The following is a 24,215-nucleotide window of genomic DNA, read 5'->3' on the forward strand; positions in this document are numbered from 1 at the left end:
CATTTTTAACCGATTATAAAATAAGCAGTTCTTTAGTAGACTTTGTCAAACGTTCATTACCTGTTTCTGTGATCAGTATATCATCTTCGATCCGCACGCCGCCAATACCAGGAAGATAGATTCCCGGTTCCACTGTTACCGCCATATTCGGAACAAGCACCGTTTCTGAGCGGAACGATAAGGCCGGAGCTTCATGAACTTCCATACCGATCCCATGACCGGTTGAATGTCCGAATGCGTCTCCATACCCTTTGGACTTGATATAATCGCGTGTAATTGCGTCGGCTTCGATACCTGTCATGCCTGGCTTGATTTGTTCTACACCTAGTTCTTGAGCGCGTAACGTGACTTCATAAATTTCACGAAGTTTGGCAGAAGGCTCACCGATCGCAACAGTTCTCGTAATATCAGAGATATACCCATTATAGAGGGCACCGTAATCCATTGTAACTAAATCACCAGTCTCAATCACTTTATCAGATGCTACCCCATGTGGTAAAGCCCCTCTTTCACCAGAAGCGACAATTATGTCAAATGAGGAGGAAGTTGCGCCTTGTTTGCGCATGAAGAATTCCAATTCGTTGGCGATTTCTAACTCGGTTTTACCTGCTTGGATGACCGAACAAATATAGACGAAAGCCGCATCCGCAATCGCTGCCGCTTGCTTCAACACCTCGATTTCTTCTGGTGTCTTAATTATACGTAGTTTCTCTATTAGACCAGCAACCGGTACTAGTTTGGCTTGGACATGTTTGTTATACACTTCAAACTGGCCGTAGCTGAGATCTTCTTTTTCGAAGCCAAGTGTATCAATCTTCATTTCTTTCACTTGATTCGCGACTTCCTGAATCATTGTGCCCGTGTGCTGGACAATGCGATAGCCTGAGAGTTGATCATTAGCTTGGGCCACATAACGGAAATCCGTAATAAATACTGCATCATCTTGCGAAACAATGGCAGTCCCCGCAGATCCCGTAAAGTTCGTCATATAGCGACGATTGTAAGGATTTGTAATGACTACTGCATCGAGTTGCTGTTCTTTTAATAATTTTCTTAATTGCTCTATTTTCAAGATTGTCTCTCCTCTCGTTGTAACAAAAACGCTTGGAAGGCGAGATCGTAGCCCGCTGTTCCAAAACCGCAAAGCTGTCCTGCCGCTACAGGCGCAATGACAGACGTGTGTCGGAACTCTTCGCGAGTATGTATATTGGAGATATGGACTTCAATTACCGGAACAGAAATAGAAGCGATGGCGTCACGAAGCGCAATGCTATAGTGTGTAAATGCACCTGGATTGAAGATGATGCCAGCAATTTCTCGGTCTCCTGCATCATGAATCTTATTGATAAGCTCGCCTTCTATATTGGATTGAAAACATGAAAGCGTAATATCCGATTCATTTGCTAGACGCTGAATACGACCTTCAATATCCGCAAGTGTTTCTGCCCCGTAAATATCTGGTTCTCTTTTGCCCAACCGGTTCAAATTTGGACCATTTAACAGTAACAGCTCCATTAAATCCCCTCCCACTCATTTTTCTTCCCTATTTTAGCACAATGAGTTAGCGGGACATACTAAAACTGTTCTAGCCTATTGTTTTTTTCATATAGACAGACGTCCCAATGACGAAACGGAAAATCATTGCAAACAGACAAGCAAACGGTATCGATATTTTCTTAATAAATTGTGTCATGGTTAAATCTGCTTTGACGTGGATCATCCATTCAATGAAGATAATGACAATGATTGTCACGATCAATGAAGAAAGAGTGGGCGGAATCTTACAAGTCAATCGCGCAATAAAGTACAGGATAAAGAATAGTAAAAAGCAAATGACACCTAATAACACCCACTTGAGCCAACCAGGAAAAGTCGTAAACATATGGAATTTTTTCGTCCAGCCGATTGGCGACCACTTGATAAATTTAAATACGTGTAGAAATTTCAGTGAAATGATAGATAGTACCGCAGCCATAATAGCTGTCCAAACATGTGTTGAAGTAATTTTCATGACAATACCTCCCATTCCAGTGTCGGGATAATTACACATTTTTAAACATCTCAATGGTGCATTTCCACTTTTTTTAGTACAATGGAAATATCGTTTCTTACGACAGAAAGCGTGGGTATGGTATGAGTCAACAGAAAACTCCTCCAGCATACGGAGGTCAAGCACTTATAGAAGGTGTAATGTTCGGTGGAAAGAAAGATACGGTGACAGCAATTCGCCGTAAAGATGATACGATCGAGTACTACCACGTACCGAGAGAATCACATCCTGTACGCACTAAATTAAAAAAGATTCCATTAATTCGTGGTATTGTCGCGTTAATTGAATCGGCTGGTAATGGTTCTAAGCATTTGACGTTTGCGAGTGATCGCTACGACGTGATGCCTGGTGAAGAAGAGGAACATGCCAAAGAAGAAGAAACGTCAAAGCTTGTGATGGTCCTTGGCGTGGCGGCAGTCGGAGTATTATCGTTTATCTTCGGTAAATTCGTCTTTACACTCGTTCCCGTTTTCTTAGCAGAGTTATTCCAATCTGTAGCACCTAGTAAAACGGCGCAAATTATGATCGAAAGCTTCTTTAAACTATTCTTGTTACTCATTTATATTGGATTAATTTCTATGACACCGCTAATCAAGCGGGTATTCCAATATCACGGTGCAGAGCATAAAGTCATCAATAACTATGAAAGTAATATGGAAATGACAGTAGAAAACGTACAATCACAATCTCGATTGCACTATCGCTGTGGGAGTAGTTTCATTTTGTTCACGGTCATTGTCGGGATGTTTATTTACTTCTTAGTTCCAACCGATCCACTTTGGTTGCGCGTTCTGAATCGGATCTTATTGATTCCGGTAGTGCTCGGCGTGTCCTTTGAAGTATTACAACTGACGAACGCAGTGCGCAACGTACCGGTTCTTCGTTATCTAGGCTACCCTGGACTTTGGTTACAATTACTAACAACAAAAGAGCCGGACGACAAGCAAGTAGAAGTTGCCATTGCTTCTTTCGAAAAATTACTGGAAGTGGAAGAACATGGAGTAGGTGTGTTGAATCCTCAAATGGCGGTAGAAACAGAAGAAACGAATGAGGCGAAACCTCTACTTTCATAAGATAAAACAAAAAGCCTCGAATGTGTTTTGTGCATATTCGAGGCTTTTACTATTTCACAAAAGTTTACACGCGAGTAAAAAGAGCCCTTAGCGCATGCTAAGGGCCCTTTCTATCTATTCTATTGTTCACTAACAATAACCGGGACTTGCTTCGATTGTATGACTTTCAGTACGTAATACACACCGATCGCACCTGATACTACAATCCCTGTGCCTACCGATACAGCATAGTCAAGATGTAAACCTTCGGGAGCATACATCCAGTACGTCACGACGACGGCGGTCATGAACATCGCAGGTATTCCCGCAATCCAATGTGCTCGTTTTTCTCTAATTAAGTAGGATGTCGCAGTCCAGAGCATGACGGCTGCTACTAATTGATTCGTACCGCCAACATAACGCCATAAGAAAGAATAATCGATGGTCGATAGATAGAACATCGGTACACCTAATAACAATGTCGTAGCAAGAATCACCCATTTTTTATTGGGATTCAACCACTTCGATGTTGCTTCAGTGAAAATCATACGCGCTGAACGAAGAGCGGTATCGCCCGTTGTAATCGGCAAAATGATAACACCTAAAATAGCTAACAGACCGCCGAACGAACCAAGCAATGTGCTCGAGATTTCATTCACTGCACCAGCTGGACCACCTGCAGCGAGAGCGCCTTGTAGTCCTGCCGTACCGCCAAAGAATGTCATACCAGCTGCAGCCCAAACCATCGCGATAATACCTTCAGCAATCATGGCGCCATAAAATACTTTCCGGCCCTCCGACTCTTTTTTCATCGTTCTGGAAACAATTGGACTTTGTGTACAGTGGAAACCAGAAATCGCTCCGCAAGAGATCGTCACCATCAGCAATGGCCAAATTGGTAATTCTCCAGGATGTAAGTTCTGCAAAGTTAAATTCGGAATTTTCTCTGGTCCAAATAATAATGCGCCACCGATTCCAACTGCCATAACAATCAAAACCACTCCAAACACGGGATATAAACGACCAATGATTTTATTAATCGGTAAAATAGCCGCTAACACGAAATAAGCAAATATAAGGATAAGTGACACAATAAATGAGAGCGGTGTAATGGATGAAATAAGTTGCGCTGGCCCAGCAGTAAAGGCAGCCGCCACAAGAACCATTAAAACAACTGAAATCACATTAATTAAACGTCTAGCGACATCACCTAAATACTCCCCTACGATTTTAGGAAATTGGGCACCACCGTGTTTTAGTGATAACATTCCAGAAAAGTAGTCATGGACAGCTCCTGCAAAAATACTACCGAACACAATCCAAATGAATGCAACAGGTCCATATAAAGCACCTGCAATCGCACCGAATATCGGGCCTAAACCTGCGATGTTCAGTAATTGAATCAACCAGCCTTTCCACCAGCTCATCGGCACGTAATCCATCCCATCAGCCTGTGTATAAGCGGGTGTTTTTCTTGCATCATCAATCACAAATGCCTTTTCAACCACTTTCGAATACGTCAGGTAACCAATAATTAACAAGACGATAGATGATAAAAATGTTAGCATGAAAACCCTTCCTTCTCGTCTTTTATGTATGTGTCTGATTAATTCATGAAAAATCAAACAATTTTTATTTAGTATATAGTAATTAGAAAATTATATCAACATAGACTTTTAGAATAATTCTATTTACTCTTACTATATCTATTTTATTTACTTTTAAGAGAACGAGATTATGAGTTTTGACCTATGGGTGCACAAACACCCCGAACGCAAGTGCATTCAGGGTGTTTGTTATTATTAAATTATAATCCACACTTCAATTGCGCTTGGCAATTCGTACATGTATTACATCCACCAATTTCTTCCACTGTACCTTGTCGGCAAACCGGGCATGTGTCGCCCACTTCTGAACCGATCGTGACGTTTGTAGAACGCAATGCTTGTATTGTATTGACAAGCACAACTTTCGGCTGTTCTGTCACTTCGACTACTTCTTCTGTATCCGGAATATTATCTTCCGCTTTCAGAGTCAGAACTTGTGCATCACGGCTACCGTCGACGTAAACTGTACCGCCTTTTGCTCCGCCTTTATACAATCTCTCATACACACTCTCAACTTGTTTCACAGTATAGCCGCGTGGTGCGTTAACCGTTTTAGAAATAGAGCTGTCGATCCAGCGCTGAATGATACATTGTACGTCCGCATGCGCTTCTGGTGCTAGTTCCATTGAAGAAATAAACCACTCAGGCAAGTTGTTCGGATCTGCATCAGGATTAGCCTGCAAATACTCTTCTACAATCGCCGCTTTTACTTCAATGAATTTACCTAGACGTCCGCTGCGGTAGTAAGTAAAGGAGAAATAAGGTTCTAACCCGGTACTAACCCCTACCATGGTTCCAGTGGATCCAGTCGGCGCAACTGTCAATAAGTGAGAATTTCTAATTCCATGTTCCACAATTGCTTCACGTATATCTTCCGGCATGCGCTTCATAAAGCCAGAATTAATGAAAGCATGACGTAATGCTTTTGTTTCCTCATCCGTTTTACCAATTAGGAACGGGAAGCTTCCTTTTTCTTTCGCCAATTCAATCGATTCGCGGTAAGCAGTTGTCGCAATCGCTTCAAATACTTCATCCACTAATTGATTTCCTTCAGGCGAGCCGTATTCTTTTTCACAGTAGATGTGAAGATCTGCAAGTCCCATAACACCTAGACCTACACGGCGTTCGCCAAGAGCTTGTACTTTATTTTCTTCAAGGAAGTACGGTGTAGCGTCGATGACGTTATCTTGCATACGTACACCAGTCCGTACCGTCTCTCTCAACTTTTCAAAGTTAACCGTCTTCGTATGTTTATCTGCCATCTCAGCAAGATTGACAGCAGCTAAATTACAGACAGAATAGGGTGCAAGTGGTTGTTCCAGTTGTTATCCTAAAGGCTTTTTATCCTCTAGTTCTTACAGTTGTCTTCCTGTAAGTTCAGCATACATTTTCACTACATAACTTTTTCATAAACCTTAGCAATTCTTTTCTTCCTTTATCTTCACCAAAAACAGCCTTTGAGATAACCCTCATATCTTTAACACCAAATCGAGAATAAATCTCGTCGGTTAAGGGTTTAATAGTCGAATTTATTTTATTAAAAGGCGTTAATAGTACAATTTCACTATTCTCATTAGTCCAATAAATTATATATTGCTTAATATTCCGATGTACAGTAGTTCTACTTTCAACATAAGCTTCAGTCGCTATGCGAATAGCCGATTGACCTGAGCAGTGTTGACAACAATAACTTTGCTTAGAAGTAACCATAACAATAAATTCATCGTAACATAAAGCGCAGTATCTTTTTTCGCGTTCAGTTTTAATTTTCCCTTTTTGAGATAAACCAGATTTACGTAATCCTTCAATCATCTTTTTCTTAGCAGGAGTATCTCCATTCCAAAGTTTCTTGGTATGCTCTCCTATCCTCTTTTTTGTTTCTTCACTATGCTTTAATCCATAATGAGCGTTCAAACTACCCGAAACACCTTTATGAATTGAAGTGTTATCTGAGTTAATCCAATGTTCGATGACTGAATTCAAAGATACTGGCATATCTTCATAAATTTTCAGTAACTCTTTATAAGAAAATAATTCTGTCGTTACTTGATACTGAACCGCAATATAATTCAACTTTTCCTTCGCCAATTCAATCTCTTTTTTATTTCGAGATTTAATTTCGACTATCTTCTCTAGTTTTCCATTTTTATCATAAAAGAGAAAATCTGGTTTATAAATCTTTCCATTCACTTCAAAAATCTGAGTTTCGAAGCTCCAAGAAATATTAAATTGATCAAGATAGACAGCATAGGCATACTCATAAGAGCTTCTTAAATAAAAACCTTTATAAAAACCTGCATATCCTCTGTTCAATTTTAATATCACCCTTTTTGAAAAGTAATTACACAGTGTTGCGGTCTCGTGCCTGGATTATAGTCTGATCAATATCGATCAGGATCACCAGGTATGCGTTGCCCCTGACTAAAAATTTACTTCTAGCCTTCGGTTCGGATTGGCATCTCAGCTTTCCCGCTTCATCCCGCAATTTTTAACGTGAGGCGAACTTCACCACACGGATTCGTTGCTACAACTTGCTGTCCGTACGCTTTCGCATTCGTATCGTCATTCGCATTATCAATAAAGAAAATGCCTGGTTCTGCTGAATACGTAGCACAGATATTAATTAAATCCCATAGTGCACGGGCTTTAATCGTACGATAGACACGAACTTCGTGACCTTGGCGTTCCCATTCACGTACGTCGCCAACTTCATGCCACTGTTCGTTATAATGCTTCATTTGTTCAGGTGAATAATTTTCGACTGCCGGGAAACGTAAATCATAATCCGCGTCTTCTTCCACCGCTTTCATGAAATCATCCGTTAAAGTAACAGAGATATTCGCTCCTGTCAGGAATTCCGGATTATGAACGGTGTACGTTCCGCCATCCTGAAGCTTCAGCTCAGCGTCACGGATAATCGCTGCGTTGAAGCCACCTTGACCTGGGATTTGTTTATAGTTTGTAATGCTTTGATACATTGCTTCTTCTTGTGCTGTCAGAGGTTTGAAATTTAATTTCTCATCTGCCAGCTTTTTAATCATTTCATCTTCTGTGTTTTCGATCAAATAGCGCAAAATTCGCGGATTCTGCATTTTGGAGATGATAAACTCATAAATGTCCGGGTGCCAGTTTGATAACATAATCATCTGTGCTCCACGTCTTGATCCGCCCTGCTCAACTAAATGAGTCAACTTCGCAATATCATCCAACCAGGAAACCGATCCAGATGACTTACCGTTGACACCGCGTGCCAATGTGTTGCGTGGACGCAATGTCGAACCATTTGTTCCTACACCGCCACCACGACTCATGATCTCCATCACTTGCTTGCGGTGATCGGAAATCCCTTCACGGGAATCGGGGACAAACGGCATCACATAACAGTTAAAGAACGTGACATCCGTATCCGATCCTGCGCCATACAGCACACGACCAGCTGGAATGAAGTTCAATTCCTTCAACTGATCATAGAACATGTTATACGACTGCGTTCTTCTATCTTCCGTCTTTTCAACAGAAGCAAGTCCAGTCGCATTTCGTTTCGCAATCTGCTCGTAGAACACTTCCAGGGGCTTCTCCAACACATCAAGTGGACGTGTGATCACTCCTTTTTGCTGCTCGTCCATATCATCGATTGATGAACGATATTCTGGTTCGATCCAGATATCCGCTTTTCCGTTCGCTTGATCAAGTTTCATAATATAACCTAACCCACGAGCTGGGAACCTCGGATCCTCCCTCACTGTTAGAACGACAAAATCGCCTTCTTTCAGTGTCTTCTTTTCCATATCTTTAAATGAATACCGATCAATCATTACTAGACGAGATACTCCACTATGAGTTAGCTTCATATCCTCCGTAACGGGGTGAACTTGGGGGAACTTCGCAATATCCTCATTCAACTGTTGTTTATCGAGCATCGGTTCGCCTTGCTTCGACATCGTAACCATGTAACATCCTCCTCATAACGCTACAAACACTATATATAGTGTTTGTCTTATTAAATAATCTACTACATATTGAATATTATATCAATCGACATTTATTCTTCAAAAACAAAAAATCATTGATATCGCGACATTTCGACAAAAAAAATAAAACCAAAGTACCAATTTTATTTTTTGTAATTCCAGTCATCATTCGCATATTTCTCTTTCTCGATTTGACGAACTAAAGCGAGCTGTTCGGGCGTTAATTCTAGTGGTTCCAATGAAATATCGAGCGACGCTTCAAATCCTTTTGAAAAGGCTTGTTTGCATTCTTCCACTGAAATCTCTCGATCCGTCAATCGGTCAATCGCAATTGCACGATCCGGCAATGTTCTACGTACACGTTCTTTCAATGCGGGTGATGAATACGTGAAAATGGATGTTAATTTATCGACATCTAAGCTCATTAAAATGGCTCCATGTTGCAAAATCACGCCTTTTTGTCGCGTTTGCGCACTACCAGCAACTTTTTTACCTTCAACGACGAGTTCATACCAGCTCGGTGCATCAAAACACACACCACTCTTCGGGCTTCGTAATTGCTCTGTGACATCTTTATCTGGAATCGAGAACTCTGCCTGAAGTCCGAGATTACGGAACCCTTGCAGCAATCCACCAGAAATTACACGGTACGCTTCCGTCACCGTTTCCGGCATATCGGGATACTGCTCACTCACAATGACGCTGTAGGTAAGCTCATGTTCATGCAGGACGCCACGGCCCCCTGTTGGTCTTCGGACAAATCCGAGCCCCAATTCTTTTACTTTTTCCATATCGATATCTTTTTCAATACGCTGAAAGTACCCGATAGATAATGTAGCAGGTTCCCATTCATAAAAACGTAGAACCGGTCCGATTTCTCCTCGGCTATGTAAGTCAAGAAGCGCTTCATCGAGCGCCATATTGAAGGAAGGACTACATTTTCCAGAATCTACATAATGCCAAACGGCTTTTGTCATAATCTATTCTCCTTCACCTTTAATACTCCACCTATAGTATAGGAAATCGTCAATGAAAAAAACAATAACGCATTTCATTTTATCATTAGGATTGAACTGATGCCAGATAATCTTTATAATAGAGATATTGATGAAGGGGGAAGTTTTTTTGAGTTATTATATTTTGGGAGCAGCTGTGCTCGCGGTCATTTTGTATTTCGTCATCACATACATACGGGTCGGAAAAGCATTGACTACTTTAACACAAGAAGAGTTTATTAAAGGATATCGCAAAGCACAATTGATCGACGTGCGCGAACCAAAAGATTTCGATGCTGGACATATTTTAGGTGCACGTAATATTCCATTTACGCAGTTCTCACAGCGTTATAAGGAAATCCGCCCCGATAAACCCGTTTATCTTTATGACCAAAACACAAGCCGTACTGGTCGTGCTGCGTTGTTCTTGAAGAAAAAAGGGTGTACAGAAATCTACCAGCTACGCGGTGGATTTAAACAGTGGTCAGGTAAAATCAAAACAAAATAATCAGTGTAGATCCTCCTTTTTAAGGAGGATCTACTTATTTATAAGGAGAGTGTTTTATTCATGAAACCATCTTTTTTAATTCCTTTACAGTCAGCACAGTACGAGAAGCTGACACATTATCAATATTATGGCGTCATCATTGAAGCAATTCTAGACACACTTCAACAACGTTCACCAGCTGACTGGCAAATTATCCAAGTGGACGAATTTGCTTCTTACACAGAAACAATGCTTCCTGAGCTGATTCATCGTAAACAATTGGCTTACGAATCACTTAGTCATATTTACGCCACATTACCGACACAAAAGATCCAGCAAGACGAATCAGCTACTACATTTTCTCTGCAAGGTGCTGAAACAATCGATAATCAGTTACTTTTCTTTCCGGAACATCAAATCGCCATCGCGAACATCAGCTATTATGTCGCAACTGGCTCCACCTGGTCAGAACATACTGTATTCGCACCATCTGCTACCCATGTTAAAGATTTCATCGAAGTGCTAAATCAATTACAACGAGAAGCGATGAAAACGAATATTACGTACTTAGTGGATACTGAGGAAGGTATGGAAAAAAAGACATATGGCGCCGGCACTCAAATTGAGCGTAATGATGTCCTGCTAGATGAAAATTTGAAGAACGATCTATTTCGTTCTATTGATGAATTCTTTCGAGATGGCGGTGCATTCTTTAAAGAATACGGACTGCCCTATAAACGAGGAATCTTGTTGTATGGATCTCCTGGAAACGGCAAAACAACGCTCGTGCGCTCCATCACTGGCACAACCGACGCGCCTGTCGTCTACTGGCAAATCACGGAATTCACAGGAAGTCATTCGGTACAGGAAGTTTTCAATACAGTCGAACGCCTAGCACCAGCCATCCTCGTGATCGAAGATATCGACTCCATGCCAGAGCATATGAGAAGCACATTTTTGAACATCCTCGATGGCGTACATGTCCGTGATGGCTTATTCATCATCGGGACGACCAATTACCCTGAACGTATCGACCCGGCCCTTATAAATCGCGCAGGCCGCTTTGACAGCACATATGAAATCAAATCTCCGACACAAAAAGTCCGTAAGTTATATATTGAAAAACTGGACCGCAAAAAGATTTTGTCTACAGAGCAGGTTGAAGAAATCGCGAAGCAGACGAAAGGCCTTTCCGTATCACAGTTGAACGAATTATATATGTCGATTGCACTAACCTACCATTATGAGGCGACTATTCAATACGAAGAACGGATCCGCCAGTTGCAGAAGCAACATAGGCAAGCTACCCGGCATGACTGGGAGACCGATTCGACAATTGGTTATTAATCCGCAAAAAAGGTTGCCTTGAAAAACTTCAGGCAACCTTTTTCATATTTCTATTTTTTTACCTCGAGTCACTGATTCTGCTATTTGAATCGCACCGAACAGAATTCATTACGTATAAAGGCTACAGTTATTTAGATCTTCACTAATTATTTATACCAGACATTTACACAGGAAATAACACTAGTGTCGAATGAAGGTATTTTATTTCGCTTATTATAGTTAAATTATCAATTTTCATACACATTTCTGCCATAACTTAGAAACAATATTGAAGTCAGTCAAAATGCGACACACTTTTCATTCTCCGTTATATATGATAACTAGGTTGCTTCTCTACTAGCAAGAAGACCGCTACATGATTTGAAGCGTAATATATATATTACGGAGGAATAGACTTGATGAAAACTGTCAAAAAAAACTTTTTGTTGTTAAGAATTGAAGTGAAAAGAATTATTATGTATAAGAAAGCCGCTTTCTTAGGATTTACACATCCAAGCGTTGTCAAAACTAGCCAGCGATTAGATACCTTATTGAACAGAGTGCAAAGTGCTTTTCATAACTATTGAAGTTGTATCTAAGGTATTGCTCATAGTTCTAAGTGAGAGACAGTTTCCGTTTGGGAACTGTCTTTTCGTATGATCCAATACTTGATTATGCAGTATAAGTTGCCTCTATGGATAAATATAGATTGTGTATTGGTTACTGTTTCGACCAACACAACACGTCATATACGCTTTACTAACTTTCTATAACTCATATTTAACGCCATGCTTAACATGAATAATAACCCCACCATAGAAAAAGGTATTAGCCATAGATTGTCTGTCGTTGTATACAAACCTAAAAACATCATGCCGACTGCAATTATTGGAGCCGCAATATAATAAGGTTTTGCATAATACAACCACCCATACGTGAAAAGGTGAGCTCCTGTAATGATAGCAAATATCATAATGGCGTCATGGGGACTTTTTAACATACTCCAAAAAAGAATCGGAAAATAGATAATCTGCGCCAAATTTAAATATAACGCTAGACTCCCTAAAGCATTAGTTTCAAATTTCCAATCAGCCTTTAATATATATGAAACACCAACTGAAAGAGGAAACATCAAACCAGTCGAAAAAAGCATCCATATATTTTTCTGAGCTATTTCAATTGACTGCATAAATATAATCGTAATGATTAACCAAATTATACTAGCAGAGAGAAGAAATGAGATCCCATTTCTCCCTTTGATCGATAAATCTTTTCTCATTTCATCAATCAACAAGGAAATCTTCCACCTTTCCCGTTTTATTCTTGATTCGGATAGACTTCATTTATAAAGGTTGCAGATTGTTTGATTAATTTCTCTAATATGTCTATATCAATGTCATCTATTTTGTTGATGTATATACAAGACTTTCCCGATGTATATTTCCCGAAATCTTTTAGCAATTTCTCGCGCTGTTCAGTTTCGAGTGTTACGTATAAACTAATTTTTGCTTTTCGTGGTGAGAAGCCAACGATTGGCGCATCCCCTTCATGACCAGAATTGTATTTATAATGATATTTGCCAAATCCTATAATACTAGGGCCCCACATTTTAGCTTGATACCCTGTTGTTTCGGTAAAGATATCTACTAATTGAAATGCATCTTCACGCTTTTTTACTTGTTCAATGTTCTCTATGAATTCGATGACACTATGATCAGTTTCTTTAGTTTTTAATTCGTACATCATGTACACTCCATTCTACTAATTTTTTGTTACTGTATGCCTAGTACATCATAATTTCTACATCCTCACTTGCCCGCCGCCTCCAATACTGCCTACATACCTATTTCTTGTATCCTTCGCCAACCATGATCCTGTAAATGCCATTGCTCATCTCCGCTCAACTAATTATTGATTGCATCATTGGTATGGCATATTCAATTTATTGAAGAAGAATAGCAAAATCGTTCAGATGATGTCACAATCTTGCTGAAATGACTATAGCTTCATCTATAATCACATTTGATTAAAGATAACAGTAACTGTGGGAATTTTCAATCTGCTTGTGATTTATACAATTCAAGTGTATATTAAACTACTGATAATCATAAGTGTCTTAGGCGTAATCAGTCGGGATTCTACGATTATTACAGAGGGTTCGAAACCATCCCCTCTAAAAACAAAACTATGGAGGAATGTAGAGTGAGTAAAGCAGTTGTAGTATTTAGTGGTGGACAAGATTCTACCACTTGCCTGTTATGGGCAATGAAAGAATTCGACGAAGTAGAAACCGTCACGTTTTTGTATGGACAGCGACATAAGTTAGAGGTTGATTGTGCTACAAAAATCGCGGAAGACTTAGGTGTTAAACAAAAAATAGTTCAGATGGACATTCTCAATCAATTAACTTCGAACGCCTTGACTAGAAAAGACATGCCCATTGAAGCAGAAGAAGGAAATGTACCCAATACGTTTGTTGAGGGACGGAATCATATATTTCTTTCATTTGCAGCAATCTATGCAAAAACTGTTGGGGCACATGCAGTTATTACCGGTGTGAGCGAAACAGATTTCAGTGGTTACCCTGATTGTCGGGACGAGTTTATTCGTTCTTTAAATGAGACATTAAATTTAGCAATGGACTATCCTTTTGATTTGATCACGCCTTTAATGTGGAAAGACAAGGCGGAAGTTTGGGAAATGGCGGATCAAATGGGTCGGTTGGAATATATAAGAAAGAACACGTTAACTTGCTATAACGGTGTAATGGCAGATGGTTGCCAAGAATGCCCTGCATGCAAGCTAAGAAATGATGGACTGGCGAAATACTTACAAGGACAACACGTCTCATGATCCGAATTACGATTTATTTATTATCCATCATTCTTGCTAACGTAATTACAGCTCGATTTGCACCATTTGAACTTGGTCCACTAATTATTCCTTATGGTACCTTATTCATTGGATTAACACTTGTCATGAGAGATATGGTCCAAAATCGATTCGGTAGACATCAAACATACATTTTGATTGGAGTCGCCCTCTTATTATCAGCTCTTACAAGTTATTCTTTAGGGGATCAACTATGGGTCGTCTTTGCAAGTACACTTAGTTTCATTATTTCAGAAACAGCAGATACTGAAATTTACACGCGCTTTAAATTACCTTTTGTAAAAAGAGTATTATTCTCTGGTGCTGTAGCGGGGTTTTTAGACTCTAGTTTATTTGTCATCATCGGTATCAGTCCACTGGGTCTTAACTTTGTCCCATGGGAATTAGTTCCTTATGCCATACTTGGACAATGGGTAGCGAAAGTGTTAATGCAGTTAATTGTTGCAGGCGGTATTAGACAAGTTGTCATTAAACTAAATATATATGAACCTAATATTTCAGAAGTACATTAAAAGGAGAATGGAATATGCCCGAAAACGGTGTGAACAATCTTACATTACTCGGAAATCAAGAAACAAAATATAACTATGAATATGATCCAGACGTTTTAGAAACGTTTGAGAATCAACATCAAAGCAATGATTACTTTGTTAAATTTAATATTCCTGAATTTACAAGCCTTTGTCCAATCACTGGACAACCGGACTTTGCTACCATATACATATCATATATTCCTGATGTGAAAATGGTAGAAAGTAAATCATTAAAGCTCTATATGTTCAGTTTCAGAAACCATCCAGGTTTTCATGAAGATTGTGCAAATCTTATTATGAAAGACTTAATTAAATTAATGGAGCCAAGATATATAGAAGTGTGGGCCAAATTCACCCCGCGTGGTGGTATTTCTATAGATCCGTATTGCAATTACGGAAAACCTGGAACATACTTTGAACAAATGGCTAAGGAAAGACTATTTCAACATGATATATACCCAGAGAAGATAGATAATAGATAATTTTTACTGCCAGGCCCGATGACAATCCAGAATTGTCTTCGGGCCTGGCATTTTTTAAATCACTTTTACTTCAAGTGAGCTGGATACTATACGTCAGCTCCTAGTCTTTTCATTAGAACGTATGTAGCCTATTTCGCCACACATAAACCTTTGGGCTATTTAACAAAGCTTATACATACAGTATGGATGAGGAGTATCATATTAATCATAATTTTACTAGTAATGGAGGAGATTTCGTGAAAGACAAATCCACAAATGAAGCTAGCCGCAGAATCAAGAATCGAAAAAGTCAGCAATTGGATCAATTCAAGGTAGATAATAAAGGTAAATCGTTTACGACCAATCAAGGGGTTAAAGTGTCAAATGATGAAGAATCATTAAAAGCTGGCGTTCGTGGACCAACATTAATGGAAGGAATACACCTAAAAGAAAAACTAATGCACTTTGACCGAGAACGGATTCCTGAACGAGTCGTTCATGCCAGAGGATATGCAGCACACGGTGAGTTTGAGGTATATGAATCAATGAAAGACTATACTACAGCCGACTTTCTCCAAGTGCCGGGACAGAAAACACCTGTATTCACACGTTTTTCTAATGTGGCAGGAAATTTAGGATCTGTTGATACAGCAAGAGACGTCAGAGGTTTTGCGGTAAAGTTTTACACGGAAGAAGGAAACTATGATTTGGTAGGAAACAATCTACCTGTGTTTTTCATCCAGGATAGCATGAAGTTCCCCGATCTCGTTCACGCAGTCAAACCTGAACCCGATACAGATATGCCACAAGCCGCTTCTGCTCATGATACGTTTTGGGATTTCGTAGCAAACAATCAAGAATCTGCCCATATGGTGATGTGGCAAATGTCGGATCGCACCATTCCTAGAAGTTGGCGGATGATGGAAGGCTTTGGTGTGCATACATTCCGGTTTGTTAATAGTGAAGGTAAAGCTACTTTTGTAAAGTTTCATTGGAAGCCGATATTGGGCGTGCATTCCTTAGTCTGGGATGAAGCACAGAAAATCGCCGGAAAAAATGCAGACTTCCAACGCAGAGATCTATGGGATTGTATTGATAATGGATATTTTGCTGAATATGAATTTGGTGTGCAGATGATTGCAGAAGAAGATGAATTCATGTTTGACTTTGATATTCTTGACGCGACAAAACTGTGGCCAGAAGAAATCGTCCCAGTTAAAATCATTGGGAAAATGACGTTAAATCAAAACGTCACCAACGTCTTTGCTGAAACCGAGCAAGCCGCTTTCCATCCCGGTAATGTCGTACCAGGAATAGATTTCACTAATGACCCGCTTTTACAAGGGAGGCTTTTATCTTATCTCGATACCCAACTATATCGCCTCGGTGGACCCAACTTCACAGAAATTCCGATTAACCGTGCAGTTTGTCCATTCCATAACAATCAGCGAAACGGATTCAATCGTCAACGGATTGATGTTGGCAAAGTAAGTTATCATAAAAATTCCTTAGCTAACAATACCCCCTCCACTTCTACAGCAAAAGAAGGCGGATTCGTTCATTATGCTGAAAAAGTGGAAGGTCGAATTATTCAAGCCCGAAGCGAATCATTCAATGACCACTTTTCTCAAGCCCGACTTTTCTGGAATAGTATGTCACTACCAGAAAAACAACATATTATTAACGCGTTCAGCTTTGAAGTCGGAAAAGTAAATAGTATGAGTGTCAGGCAGCAAGTTGTCGATATGTTCGCACACGTCGATCAAGAAATGGCCACTCTCATCGCAAACAATGTAGGAGTGAATAAACCGACCGGTGAACAAGTCAATGTTACCGAATCGTCCCCTGCGCTGAGCCAGGAAAACACCCCTCGCTACCCATACAGTTTAAAAGTCGGCATTCTGATTGGCGATGGATTCGCTGATGAAGAAGTGAAGACAACAATTGAACATCTAGCGAAATACGGTGTATGGGCGTACACAATCGGTGAAAAACTAGGTACGGTAACAGGTAAGAATGGACTGGAGATTCATGTGAATGAAACGTTTTTGACTACTGCTCCCGTTTTATTCGATTCTCTTTATGTAGTAGGTGGTAAGGCAGCGAATCAACCGAAGTTCAATTCGGATAGCGTCTATTTTATCAATGAGGCGTTTAGACACTATAAACCGATTAGCGTTGCCAAAACCGGAAACGCCCTTTTCACAGCGTCTGACGCAAAAAAAGGACCCGGTATTGTATTCGCTAAAAATAACGCCGCGTTTAACGACGACTTTGTACTCGCTATTACCCAACAACGATTTTGGGAACGAGATATTTACTAATTGTTCATAGCAAGAAGCGTCACTCTTCATATGAAGAGTGACGCTTCTTTATTTTCCAACTATACTCATAGTACTTTACGAAAGTCTTCGTGAAACGTTGTGAATAATCTTGCCACGCCTATAAGACTGCGCTGCGCCCTACCTTTTTTTCATTACCTGGGAAATTTAAAAACCCAACAAACCATGTTTCAGCTCGTTGGGTCTTCATTATTATAGTCCAATTGAAAACAGAATAACCGCGACTGCTGCACCGAGTATAGGTACAACCACAGACAATGCGCCAAACGCCGGATACGCGTCTTTATGCGTTTCACCAGCAATGGATCGGATCGTCGTTACAACGTATCCTCCTTGAGGAAGTGAATCCAATGAGCCTGAAGAGATGGATACCGTTCTATGCAACGCTTCAGGATCTACGCCTAGATCTAAGTAGTGTGGAGCCAATAATGGTAAGGCAATCGCTTGTCCACCTGACGATGATCCCGTCAATCCAGCAATGACCGCTACCGCAAGCGCTCCACCAATTAATGGGCTTCCCGGAATATCTGTCATGACATTTACTGCAGCATCAAAAGCCGGTGTCGCCTTAACTACTCCCCCAAAACCAACGACTGCAGCTGTATTGGCGATGGCGATCACTGCACCCATCGCACCTTCCCCTACTGCATGACCAAAGTTTTGGAAGTACTTTTTATTCAAAATAAATGTGGCCAATATACCGCCACTTAAGGAAATAATTAATGCAGAGGTTCCAAGATAGTTATGTAACAGCAATGTAATTCCAAGAACTACAACTAATGGAATCATACTCAGTATCGGGTTCGGTAGAGATCTTTGCATATCTACTTCCTTATCTGTATCCCTTGCAACAAACCTCTCCCCTTTAGCGACAGCTTTTGAAATCATTCGTTTCAGCCACCAATAGCCGAACAAGAACATGAAGAGTGCTACGAAAATACTGACTTCCCACCCTGCATACGGACTCGTTCCAAGAAACTCAATTGGAATCCAGTTTTGAATTTCAGGTGATCCTGCTGACGTCATCGTAAATGTGGTAGAACCAAATGCTAGTGCAGCCGGAATGAATCTTCTTGGCAAGTCGGCTTGTTTGAAGAGACTTAACGCCATCGGATATACCGAGAATGCTACAACAAACAAACTTACACCGCCATATGTTAACACTGCACAAGCAATGACGACCGCTAAGGCTGCTCTTTTCATACCAATTTTACTGACAATCCATTTTGAAATACTATCGGCGCCACCACTGTCTTCCATAACTTTACCGAATATCGCACCCGTTAAAAACATTAAATACCACGAGGCGATAAATCCTGTAAATCCACCCATATAGTTCGTTAAGAAGTTGACCGCGCCTTCTTCTACTAACTGTGGGAAAAGCGGGATGCCATTCATAATTGCGATAAACAATGCGGTTATTGGTGCCGCAATGAGAAGGTTCATCCCTTTCATTGTTAAAAATATTAAGATCGCAAGTCCCGCAAAAAGGCCGATCATTCCTAACATAGTCATTCCTCCTAATTACCTTGCTCCTTTAAAAACCAGTTTTATTTTTTGCCATATCGATCTACACGAAGTTGTGCTTGTCTAGCATGTCCTTCAAAGTTTTCTAATAAGCAAAGTCTTGCTGCGTATTCGCCGATATAGGCTGAAGCTTCTGGTGTTGTAATCTTCTGATAGGTAACTGTTTTGATGAATTTACCAACCCATAATCCACCTGTGTAACGAGCTGCCCCTTTAGTCGGCAATGTATGGTTTGTACCAATTACTTTATCTCCGTATGCTACATTCGTCTCTGGTCCCAAAAACAGGCAACCGTAGTTCGTCATATTCTCGAGGAAGTAATCGGGATTCTCTGTTAAAATCTCTACATGTTCAAATGCTAAGCGATCCGCTTCAATCCGTGCTTCTTCAATCGAATCCACGACTACTATTTGACCATAATCTTCCCAAGATACACTAGCTACATCTGCGGTTGGAAGAGTTTCCAACTGACGCGCAATTTCCTTAATCGTTTCGTGTGCAAGCTCTTCCGAAGTCGTAATCAACGCGCCAGGAGACGTCGGTCCATGTTCACCTTGACCAAGAAGATCAATCGCAATCATTTCTGCATCCGCTGTATGATCTGCTACAACTAATGTTTCTGTTGGCCCTGCAAATAAATCAATTCCTACACGACCGTATAATTGACGTTTCGCTTCGGCAACAAATGCATTACCAGGTCCAACAATCATATCGACAGATTCAATGGTTTCTGTTCCGATAGCCATCGCCCCCATCGCTTGAATGCCGCCAAGTAAATAAATTTCGTCTGCTCCTGCTAAATACATGGCCGCAATAGTCGCTTTTGGAATCTCCCCATTAATTGGTGGTGTACAGGCTATAACCCGTTTCACTCCCGCAACCTTTGCAGTCATCACACTCATATGTGCAGATGCAACCATCGGATACCGTCCACCCGGTATATAACAACCTACGCTGTTTACTGGAATGTTTTTATGTCCAAGAATCACACCAGGAATATCCTCTACTTCTACATCATGCAATGAAGCAAGCTGTGCTTCTGCAAACGCTTTAATATTAGTTTGGGCAAATTTAATGTCTTCGATGACACTATCGGGCACTTGCGCAACAATTTCTTTAATTTCTGATTCACTTAGTCTGAAGGACTTCGGAGTCCATTTGTCAAATTTCTCAGAAAGCTCACGTACCGCTTGATCTCCACGACTTTCTACGTCTTTTAACGCTGCAGAGACAATTTCAGAGACCTTCGTGTCGTTAGCTACTACTTCTTCTTTAGATTTACCTGCTTTAATTACTTTTACCATGATGTCGCCTCCTATTTTTAACCGCTTACATTCTGTTTTAACTAATTACTAATTTGAGCATTGTATAGAATGCCTGAGTAAAATACATTCTGCATACGTATGCATTTAACTCTACGTCAAAATAATAGTCTAATTATTCGTCAAAGTCAACAACTTTATGTCGTTTTTCTTTCAATCAACTTTCCATCAACTTCTATCGTTTGTACAAATCCTGTATAAGATGTCACTTCTTCCATCAAATACGTTACCGTTGCTTCAATCATTTCTTCAATCGGCTGCTCCCATGTCGTTAAGTCGTAAGCCGGCCAAGAAGCCATGCCGATATTATCAAATCCAACGACCCTAGTATGTTCCGGTATTTGGATTTCATGCTTGCGAAGTGCATCTAATACCCCAAGTGCCATAATATCGTTCGCAACAAAAATTGCAGACGGTAATTTATTTTCTTCAAGCAAAGAAATTGCTGTATCATATCCACCTTCATACGTATAGTCTGAATTGTATGTGCGATACGTAATACTCTGCTGATCAAGGACCTCACAAAAACCTTTTTCACGTTCAATACTTGTAGAGGTATCTTCATTACCCGTAACCAGTACTAATTGATTGGACCCTGTAGAAACCAAAAAATGTGCAATAGAGCGGCCGGCTTCTAAATTATTACAACTCACTGAATGGAACACGTCAGTACTAGGCTTTCTATTAAAGAAAACGAGAGGGATTTGATTCTTTTTGAACTCCTCCCCAACAGTTTCTGACATCGTAGCATCGGTTACAATTACACCCGCTACATGATAGTTGAGTAATGTTTCAACATCCTCATCTTGAATTTCATCGTTATTGGTGGAGACAAATAAGATGCTGTATCCTCGCTGTTTGAAGATTGAACTAAATCGTTTTAATACATGTGCATAGAATGGATTTTGAACACTTTTCATTACAAGACCAATAATTTTGGACTGATTTGTTATGAGGCTTCTCGCGTATACGTTAGGACGATAGCCGAGCTCTGCAGCTGCCTCCAGAACCCGTTTCCTAGTTTTATCGGAAACAGATGCACCTTCAAAATATACTCTTGAAACAGACGATTGTGATACGCCCGCCAACTTAGCGACATCCATCGCTGTTACCGTTTCTCTCATTTCCATTCATTCCTTTACAATGTTTTTCAATTCTATGTATGATTTTCACTAGTACGTTTTTGTTCAATCTAATGAATTATATAATATGCAGCTAAAGATTTGAAATGAAGTCTCCTTAGAAGTTTACCCACTATTATATTCCCTTTACAAACTTATAGAAATCAATTGACGTTTAATAAGGGATTTATCCGATGTATATTTTTCAGTGACCTGGATGTTTATCAATAGAACAATTGAATGAAGCAAAAAAACTGCCAGGTACCAACACAGTCATCATGTGCTCGTACCTGGCAGCTTTATGTGTAATTAACAATTTTACTAAAGCACTTCAGCCAAAGTGATTCTACTCGTTAACGTAGCGCACCTTCAGCTTCCGGAATGTTATTCATATCAATAGCATTTAATTTACAGAAATAGTTCATAAACTCTTCTGCTTCTTTAATCTGCTCTTCGTCCGTCTTTAATGCAATAATATCTTTTAAAATTTGGGCAGTCCAAATATTATCAAAGTAACGGAATGTACCAGAATTCCACGAAGTACGATCAGGATAGTTTTTATTTCTGTAGTAATTCCAGAAAAGCATTTTCTCTGCTTCTTCTTCTGAAAGTTGAATTCTGTATTCAGGGTGAGCAGGAACCAATCCATCCTCGCCTATACTACCAATAAATGTATCACCAACCATGAAGAGTCCAATAATAGTTCTTTCTGTTTCTGCTTGATCAGAAGTTCTCACTGTTAGAACACCTGCACTGTTCGGGCGTAAACGAGTTACTGGGTTGGGTAACCCTTTATTCTTACCGCTTTGAATGCTTCCAGTCGATATTTCCCAGTCGTTAAACACTTCTGACTGTCGTTCTTTCTCTAACCAGAAAACAATTTGTGAACTTTCATGAATTTTATGGTTTTTTAATATTTCTCTACGTTGCTGTTCAAGCACTTGGATAGCTTTTTCTTCCTTACGCTTCTTTTCCATTATTTTTTCTTCTGCTTTTCGTTCCACAAAGACCTTCTCTAAAGACTCTGCCATACTTCGATTGTTTAAAGTAATAAAATTCTCGAATGCATCGGGATAGACGAATCTTTTAAGATCCTTATTGAAATCAACGGTAATGAATGACTCCTCATGTTCCACAATATTTCCTTCACCAAACACGTTATGAGTAATTTCTTCATTAATTAAATTCACTAGACAATCTCCTCCTATAAATTCTTTGATAACTACTTTACAGTTAATCTGATTAAAACAATCTGTGCGTTTACATTTTATTTGATTGAAATATAACAACCCATTTATCAAATTCAAAAAAATGCGCCCTTCATTCCTTACTGGAATAAGTTGCGCAGGATTGTTAAACACCGTCCTGATTACTTGTACATATACAGTATAACACATAATCAGAAATTTCTCAAATTCATGGTTGACATTTCTTATTTGTTTATCGTATAATAGACGATTTTGATTTTACAAGACTGTGTATGTAACTAGTTTCACTCTTAATAGTATGGATATACAGCCCTCATTTACTGCATGTTTGATGAGGTGATTAGCTAACGTCGAATTTTTCTTAGTAGGACTTGCTATATTGAGAGTCTAGTCTACTGCGACTAGAGTTTCCTTATATTCCTTTTAACGTGACGGTACATATCATCAGCAGACCAGCCTAACCGCTGCTGCAATTCATTACAAAAAGCGAGCACTATAAATGGCCCGTCTGAGTTCAATTCAAATTTAATTCCTCGATCCGTCAACTCATCCATCAACGGACGTATTACATCAAAATCTTGATTTTTATATACCGTATCTGCAGCCACTTTTACTTCGTATACGAAATCTATTATTCCTAGCTTCTTAAACTCTTCTTCCTCAGTTGGCGATAAATTATATGCAACATTGAATAACCTATCGATTTCATTATCCATCAGCTTACTAGCGCCAACAAAAAGTCTTTTCACTTCCACTTCTAATATACGCGCTAGACGCATGTCTTTCATAACAGGCTTCAAAGCATTCACAATGCTCATATAATACCAGGATTGTTCACGTTTACCTCTATTGAATCTACTCCATACAGCATCTCCTACACAATCAACATCTTCTTGGATTGAGCGAAGATTATGAAGTTTATCCGCCACAATGACGGCGAGCTGATCAGTGTTTTTTCTGCCTAACTCTTTAATTGTATGACGTTTGCGCTCTTCCCATGATAAAGTTTTATCTTGCTCCGATGCAGCCAACACAAGATCAAGTACCTTGTCGCCAAATTGACTTTGCAACTCATTTTCAGTCGTGTCCGTATCTTCGAGCGTGTCATGCAGCAAACCCGCTGCGACTATATCATCACTATACTGATGGTGCTTTAAAAGCATCGAAACAGCAAAAGGATGAGTGATATATGGAATATCCGTCCCTTTGCGAAACTGTCCTCTATGTTTATATAATGCGAATTGGAAAGCTTTTTCAATAGTATTCAAACTAAGACCCCCATATCGTTTATTCCCCAGAAAATACTTTTATTTAGCTTGTT

The 24,215-nt window shown here is 39.8% G+C and carries 21 protein-coding genes and 2 pseudogenes; 8 read left to right on the forward strand and 15 right to left on the reverse strand.

The annotated features are described in order from the left end of the window. Positions 1 to 13: 13 nt before the first annotated feature. The 3 genes from CSV68_RS02345 to CSV68_RS02355 form a co-directional block, all read right to left on the reverse strand. Positions 14 to 1,075: a M24 family metallopeptidase gene (locus tag CSV68_RS02345; RefSeq protein ID WP_199168403.1), complete on the reverse strand. Its 1,062-nt coding sequence runs from the start codon at positions 1,073 to 1,075 to the stop codon at positions 14 to 16. Next, entirely contained in the window at positions 1,069 to 1,515 is a 447-nt protein-coding gene (aroQ, locus tag CSV68_RS02350) for a type II 3-dehydroquinate dehydratase (protein WP_099661386.1), read from the reverse strand. The genes CSV68_RS02345 and aroQ overlap by 7 nt, the downstream gene beginning before the upstream one ends. Before the next feature lie 70 nt (positions 1,516 to 1,585). Then, on the reverse strand, positions 1,586 to 2,011 hold the full coding sequence (locus CSV68_RS02355) for a hypothetical protein (protein WP_099633556.1): 426 nt from the start codon (positions 2,009 to 2,011) through the stop codon (positions 1,586 to 1,588). A 122-nt stretch (positions 2,012 to 2,133) separates the two neighbouring features. Here CSV68_RS02355 and CSV68_RS02360 point away from each other — a divergent pair, with 122 nt between their 5' ends. Then, the gene (locus CSV68_RS02360) at positions 2,134 to 3,123 is read left to right on the forward strand and encodes a DUF1385 domain-containing protein (protein WP_099633557.1); all 990 of its coding nucleotides are present in this window, start codon (positions 2,134 to 2,136) and stop codon (positions 3,121 to 3,123) included. A gap of 119 nt (positions 3,124 to 3,242) precedes the next feature. On the opposite strand, the gene CSV68_RS02365 is transcribed toward CSV68_RS02360, so the two are convergent. The 5 genes and pseudogenes from CSV68_RS02365 to CSV68_RS02385 form a co-directional block, all read right to left on the reverse strand. Further along, on the reverse strand, positions 3,243 to 4,670 hold the full coding sequence (locus CSV68_RS02365; protein WP_099633558.1) for a carbon starvation CstA family protein: 1,428 nt from the start codon (positions 4,668 to 4,670) through the stop codon (positions 3,243 to 3,245). Positions 4,671 to 4,909: 239 nt separating this feature from the next. Next, a pseudogene (locus CSV68_RS02370) lies at positions 4,910 to 6,028 on the reverse strand (vitamin B12-dependent ribonucleotide reductase); the annotation flags it as partial. A 58-nt stretch (positions 6,029 to 6,086) separates the two neighbouring features. Then, positions 6,087 to 7,022, reverse strand: coding sequence for a restriction endonuclease (locus CSV68_RS02375; RefSeq protein WP_099633560.1), 936 nt, complete (start codon positions 7,020 to 7,022; stop codon positions 6,087 to 6,089). Between the two features lie 191 nt (positions 7,023 to 7,213). Beyond that, a pseudogene (locus tag CSV68_RS02380) lies at positions 7,214 to 8,659 on the reverse strand (vitamin B12-dependent ribonucleotide reductase); the annotation flags it as partial. A 164-nt stretch (positions 8,660 to 8,823) separates the two neighbouring features. Continuing rightward, positions 8,824 to 9,657: a lipoate--protein ligase family protein gene (locus CSV68_RS02385; protein WP_099633562.1), complete on the reverse strand. Its 834-nt coding sequence runs from the start codon at positions 9,655 to 9,657 to the stop codon at positions 8,824 to 8,826. Between the two features lie 130 nt (positions 9,658 to 9,787). On the opposite strand from CSV68_RS02385, the gene CSV68_RS02390 reads away from it, so the two are divergent. The 3 genes from CSV68_RS02390 to CSV68_RS02400 all read left to right on the forward strand — a co-directional run bounded on the left by CSV68_RS02390 (position 9,788) and on the right by CSV68_RS02400 (position 12,075). Further along, a complete protein-coding gene (locus CSV68_RS02390) occupies positions 9,788 to 10,183 on the forward strand; it encodes a rhodanese-like domain-containing protein (protein ID WP_099633563.1) in 396 nt (131 codons plus the stop codon). A gap of 60 nt (positions 10,184 to 10,243) precedes the next feature. Continuing rightward, positions 10,244 to 11,509, forward strand: a complete 1,266-nt coding sequence (locus CSV68_RS02395) for an ATP-binding protein (protein WP_099661387.1) — start codon at positions 10,244 to 10,246, stop codon at positions 11,507 to 11,509. Between the two features lie 398 nt (positions 11,510 to 11,907). Next, positions 11,908 to 12,075: an aspartyl-phosphate phosphatase Spo0E family protein gene (locus tag CSV68_RS02400; RefSeq protein WP_099633565.1), complete on the forward strand. Its 168-nt coding sequence runs from the start codon at positions 11,908 to 11,910 to the stop codon at positions 12,073 to 12,075. A 158-nt stretch (positions 12,076 to 12,233) separates the two neighbouring features. Here the strand turns inward: CSV68_RS02400 and CSV68_RS02405 are convergent, their stop codons facing one another. Both CSV68_RS02405 and CSV68_RS02410 read right to left on the reverse strand, forming a co-directional pair. After that, on the reverse strand, positions 12,234 to 12,782 hold the full coding sequence (locus CSV68_RS02405) for a DUF7010 family protein (protein ID WP_099661388.1): 549 nt from the start codon (positions 12,780 to 12,782) through the stop codon (positions 12,234 to 12,236). Positions 12,783 to 12,805: 23 nt separating this feature from the next. Further along, positions 12,806 to 13,231, reverse strand: coding sequence for a DUF1801 domain-containing protein (locus CSV68_RS02410; RefSeq protein WP_099661389.1), 426 nt, complete (start codon positions 13,229 to 13,231; stop codon positions 12,806 to 12,808). 444 nt (positions 13,232 to 13,675) lie between these two features. Here CSV68_RS02410 and queC point away from each other — a divergent pair, with 444 nt between their 5' ends. The 4 genes from queC (at position 13,676) to CSV68_RS02430 (ending at position 17,698) form a co-directional block, all read left to right on the forward strand. Continuing rightward, complete coding sequence (queC, locus tag CSV68_RS02415) at positions 13,676 to 14,341, forward strand: 7-cyano-7-deazaguanine synthase QueC (protein ID WP_099661390.1); 666 nt, start codon at positions 13,676 to 13,678, stop codon at positions 14,339 to 14,341. Further along, positions 14,341 to 14,892, forward strand: coding sequence for a VUT family protein (locus CSV68_RS02420; protein WP_099633609.1), 552 nt, complete (start codon positions 14,341 to 14,343; stop codon positions 14,890 to 14,892). Before queC ends, CSV68_RS02420 begins: the two co-directional genes overlap by 1 nt. Before the next feature lie 14 nt (positions 14,893 to 14,906). Next, entirely contained in the window at positions 14,907 to 15,395 is a 489-nt protein-coding gene (gene queF / locus CSV68_RS02425; RefSeq protein WP_099633569.1) for a preQ(1) synthase, read from the forward strand. A gap of 182 nt (positions 15,396 to 15,577) precedes the next feature. Then, entirely contained in the window at positions 15,578 to 17,698 is a 2,121-nt protein-coding gene (locus CSV68_RS02430; protein ID WP_099661391.1) for a catalase, read from the forward strand. A gap of 210 nt (positions 17,699 to 17,908) precedes the next feature. Here CSV68_RS02430 and CSV68_RS02435 read toward each other — a convergent pair whose 3' ends face one another. The 5 genes from CSV68_RS02435 to CSV68_RS02455 all read right to left on the reverse strand — a co-directional run bounded on the left by CSV68_RS02435 (position 17,909) and on the right by CSV68_RS02455 (position 24,162). Further along, positions 17,909 to 19,225 (reverse strand): GntP family permease, encoded by a 1,317-nt coding sequence (locus CSV68_RS02435; RefSeq protein ID WP_099633571.1) that lies wholly within the window; start codon positions 19,223 to 19,225, stop codon positions 17,909 to 17,911. A 41-nt stretch (positions 19,226 to 19,266) separates the two neighbouring features. Continuing rightward, a complete protein-coding gene (gene hisD, locus CSV68_RS02440; RefSeq protein ID WP_099661392.1) occupies positions 19,267 to 20,547 on the reverse strand; it encodes a histidinol dehydrogenase in 1,281 nt (426 codons plus the stop codon). A gap of 155 nt (positions 20,548 to 20,702) precedes the next feature. Continuing rightward, positions 20,703 to 21,689 carry a LacI family DNA-binding transcriptional regulator gene (locus tag CSV68_RS02445; RefSeq protein ID WP_158233001.1) on the reverse strand — a complete coding sequence of 329 codons (987 nt, stop codon included), beginning with the start codon at positions 21,687 to 21,689 and terminating at the stop codon, positions 20,703 to 20,705. A gap of 350 nt (positions 21,690 to 22,039) precedes the next feature. After that, positions 22,040 to 22,876: a malate synthase gene (locus CSV68_RS02450; RefSeq protein ID WP_099633574.1), complete on the reverse strand. Its 837-nt coding sequence runs from the start codon at positions 22,874 to 22,876 to the stop codon at positions 22,040 to 22,042. 419 nt (positions 22,877 to 23,295) lie between these two features. Then, a complete protein-coding gene (locus tag CSV68_RS02455) occupies positions 23,296 to 24,162 on the reverse strand; it encodes an HD domain-containing protein (protein ID WP_099633575.1) in 867 nt (288 codons plus the stop codon). Positions 24,163 to 24,215 lie beyond the last annotated feature (53 nt).

The organism is Sporosarcina sp. P29 (genome assembly GCF_002743265.1).
In the GTDB taxonomy this organism is placed as follows: Bacteria; Bacillota; Bacilli; order Bacillales_A; family Planococcaceae; genus Sporosarcina.

Excerpts from the sequence above, each read along its gene's own strand:
- aroQ (WP_099661386.1), bottom strand. The coding sequence starts at position 1,515 with ATGGAGCTGTTACTGTTAAATGGTCCAAATTTGAACCGGTTGGGCAAA.
- CSV68_RS02355 (WP_099633556.1), bottom strand. The coding sequence starts at position 2,011 with ATGAAAATTACTTCAACACATGTTTGGACAGCTATTATGGCTGCGGTA.
- CSV68_RS02360 (WP_099633557.1), top strand. The coding sequence starts at position 2,134 with ATGAGTCAACAGAAAACTCCTCCAGCATACGGAGGTCAAGCACTTATA.
- CSV68_RS02365 (WP_099633558.1), bottom strand. The coding sequence starts at position 4,670 with ATGCTAACATTTTTATCATCTATCGTCTTGTTAATTATTGGTTACCTG.
- CSV68_RS02385 (WP_099633562.1), bottom strand. The coding sequence starts at position 9,657 with ATGACAAAAGCCGTTTGGCATTATGTAGATTCTGGAAAATGTAGTCCT.
- CSV68_RS02390 (WP_099633563.1), top strand. The coding sequence starts at position 9,788 with ATGAAGGGGGAAGTTTTTTTGAGTTATTATATTTTGGGAGCAGCTGTG.
- CSV68_RS02395 (WP_099661387.1), top strand. The coding sequence starts at position 10,244 with ATGAAACCATCTTTTTTAATTCCTTTACAGTCAGCACAGTACGAGAAG.
- CSV68_RS02400 (WP_099633565.1), top strand. The coding sequence starts at position 11,908 with ATGAAAACTGTCAAAAAAAACTTTTTGTTGTTAAGAATTGAAGTGAAA.
- CSV68_RS02410 (WP_099661389.1), bottom strand. The coding sequence starts at position 13,231 with ATGTACGAATTAAAAACTAAAGAAACTGATCATAGTGTCATCGAATTC.
- queC (WP_099661390.1), top strand. The coding sequence starts at position 13,676 with ATGGAGGAATGTAGAGTGAGTAAAGCAGTTGTAGTATTTAGTGGTGGA.
- queF (WP_099633569.1), top strand. The coding sequence starts at position 14,907 with ATGCCCGAAAACGGTGTGAACAATCTTACATTACTCGGAAATCAAGAA.
- CSV68_RS02430 (WP_099661391.1), top strand. The coding sequence starts at position 15,578 with ATGGATGAGGAGTATCATATTAATCATAATTTTACTAGTAATGGAGGA.
- CSV68_RS02435 (WP_099633571.1), bottom strand. The coding sequence starts at position 19,225 with ATGTTAGGAATGATCGGCCTTTTTGCGGGACTTGCGATCTTAATATTT.
- hisD (WP_099661392.1), bottom strand. The coding sequence starts at position 20,547 with ATGGTAAAAGTAATTAAAGCAGGTAAATCTAAAGAAGAAGTAGTAGCT.
- CSV68_RS02445 (WP_158233001.1), bottom strand. The coding sequence starts at position 21,689 with ATGAGAGAAACGGTAACAGCGATGGATGTCGCTAAGTTGGCGGGCGTA.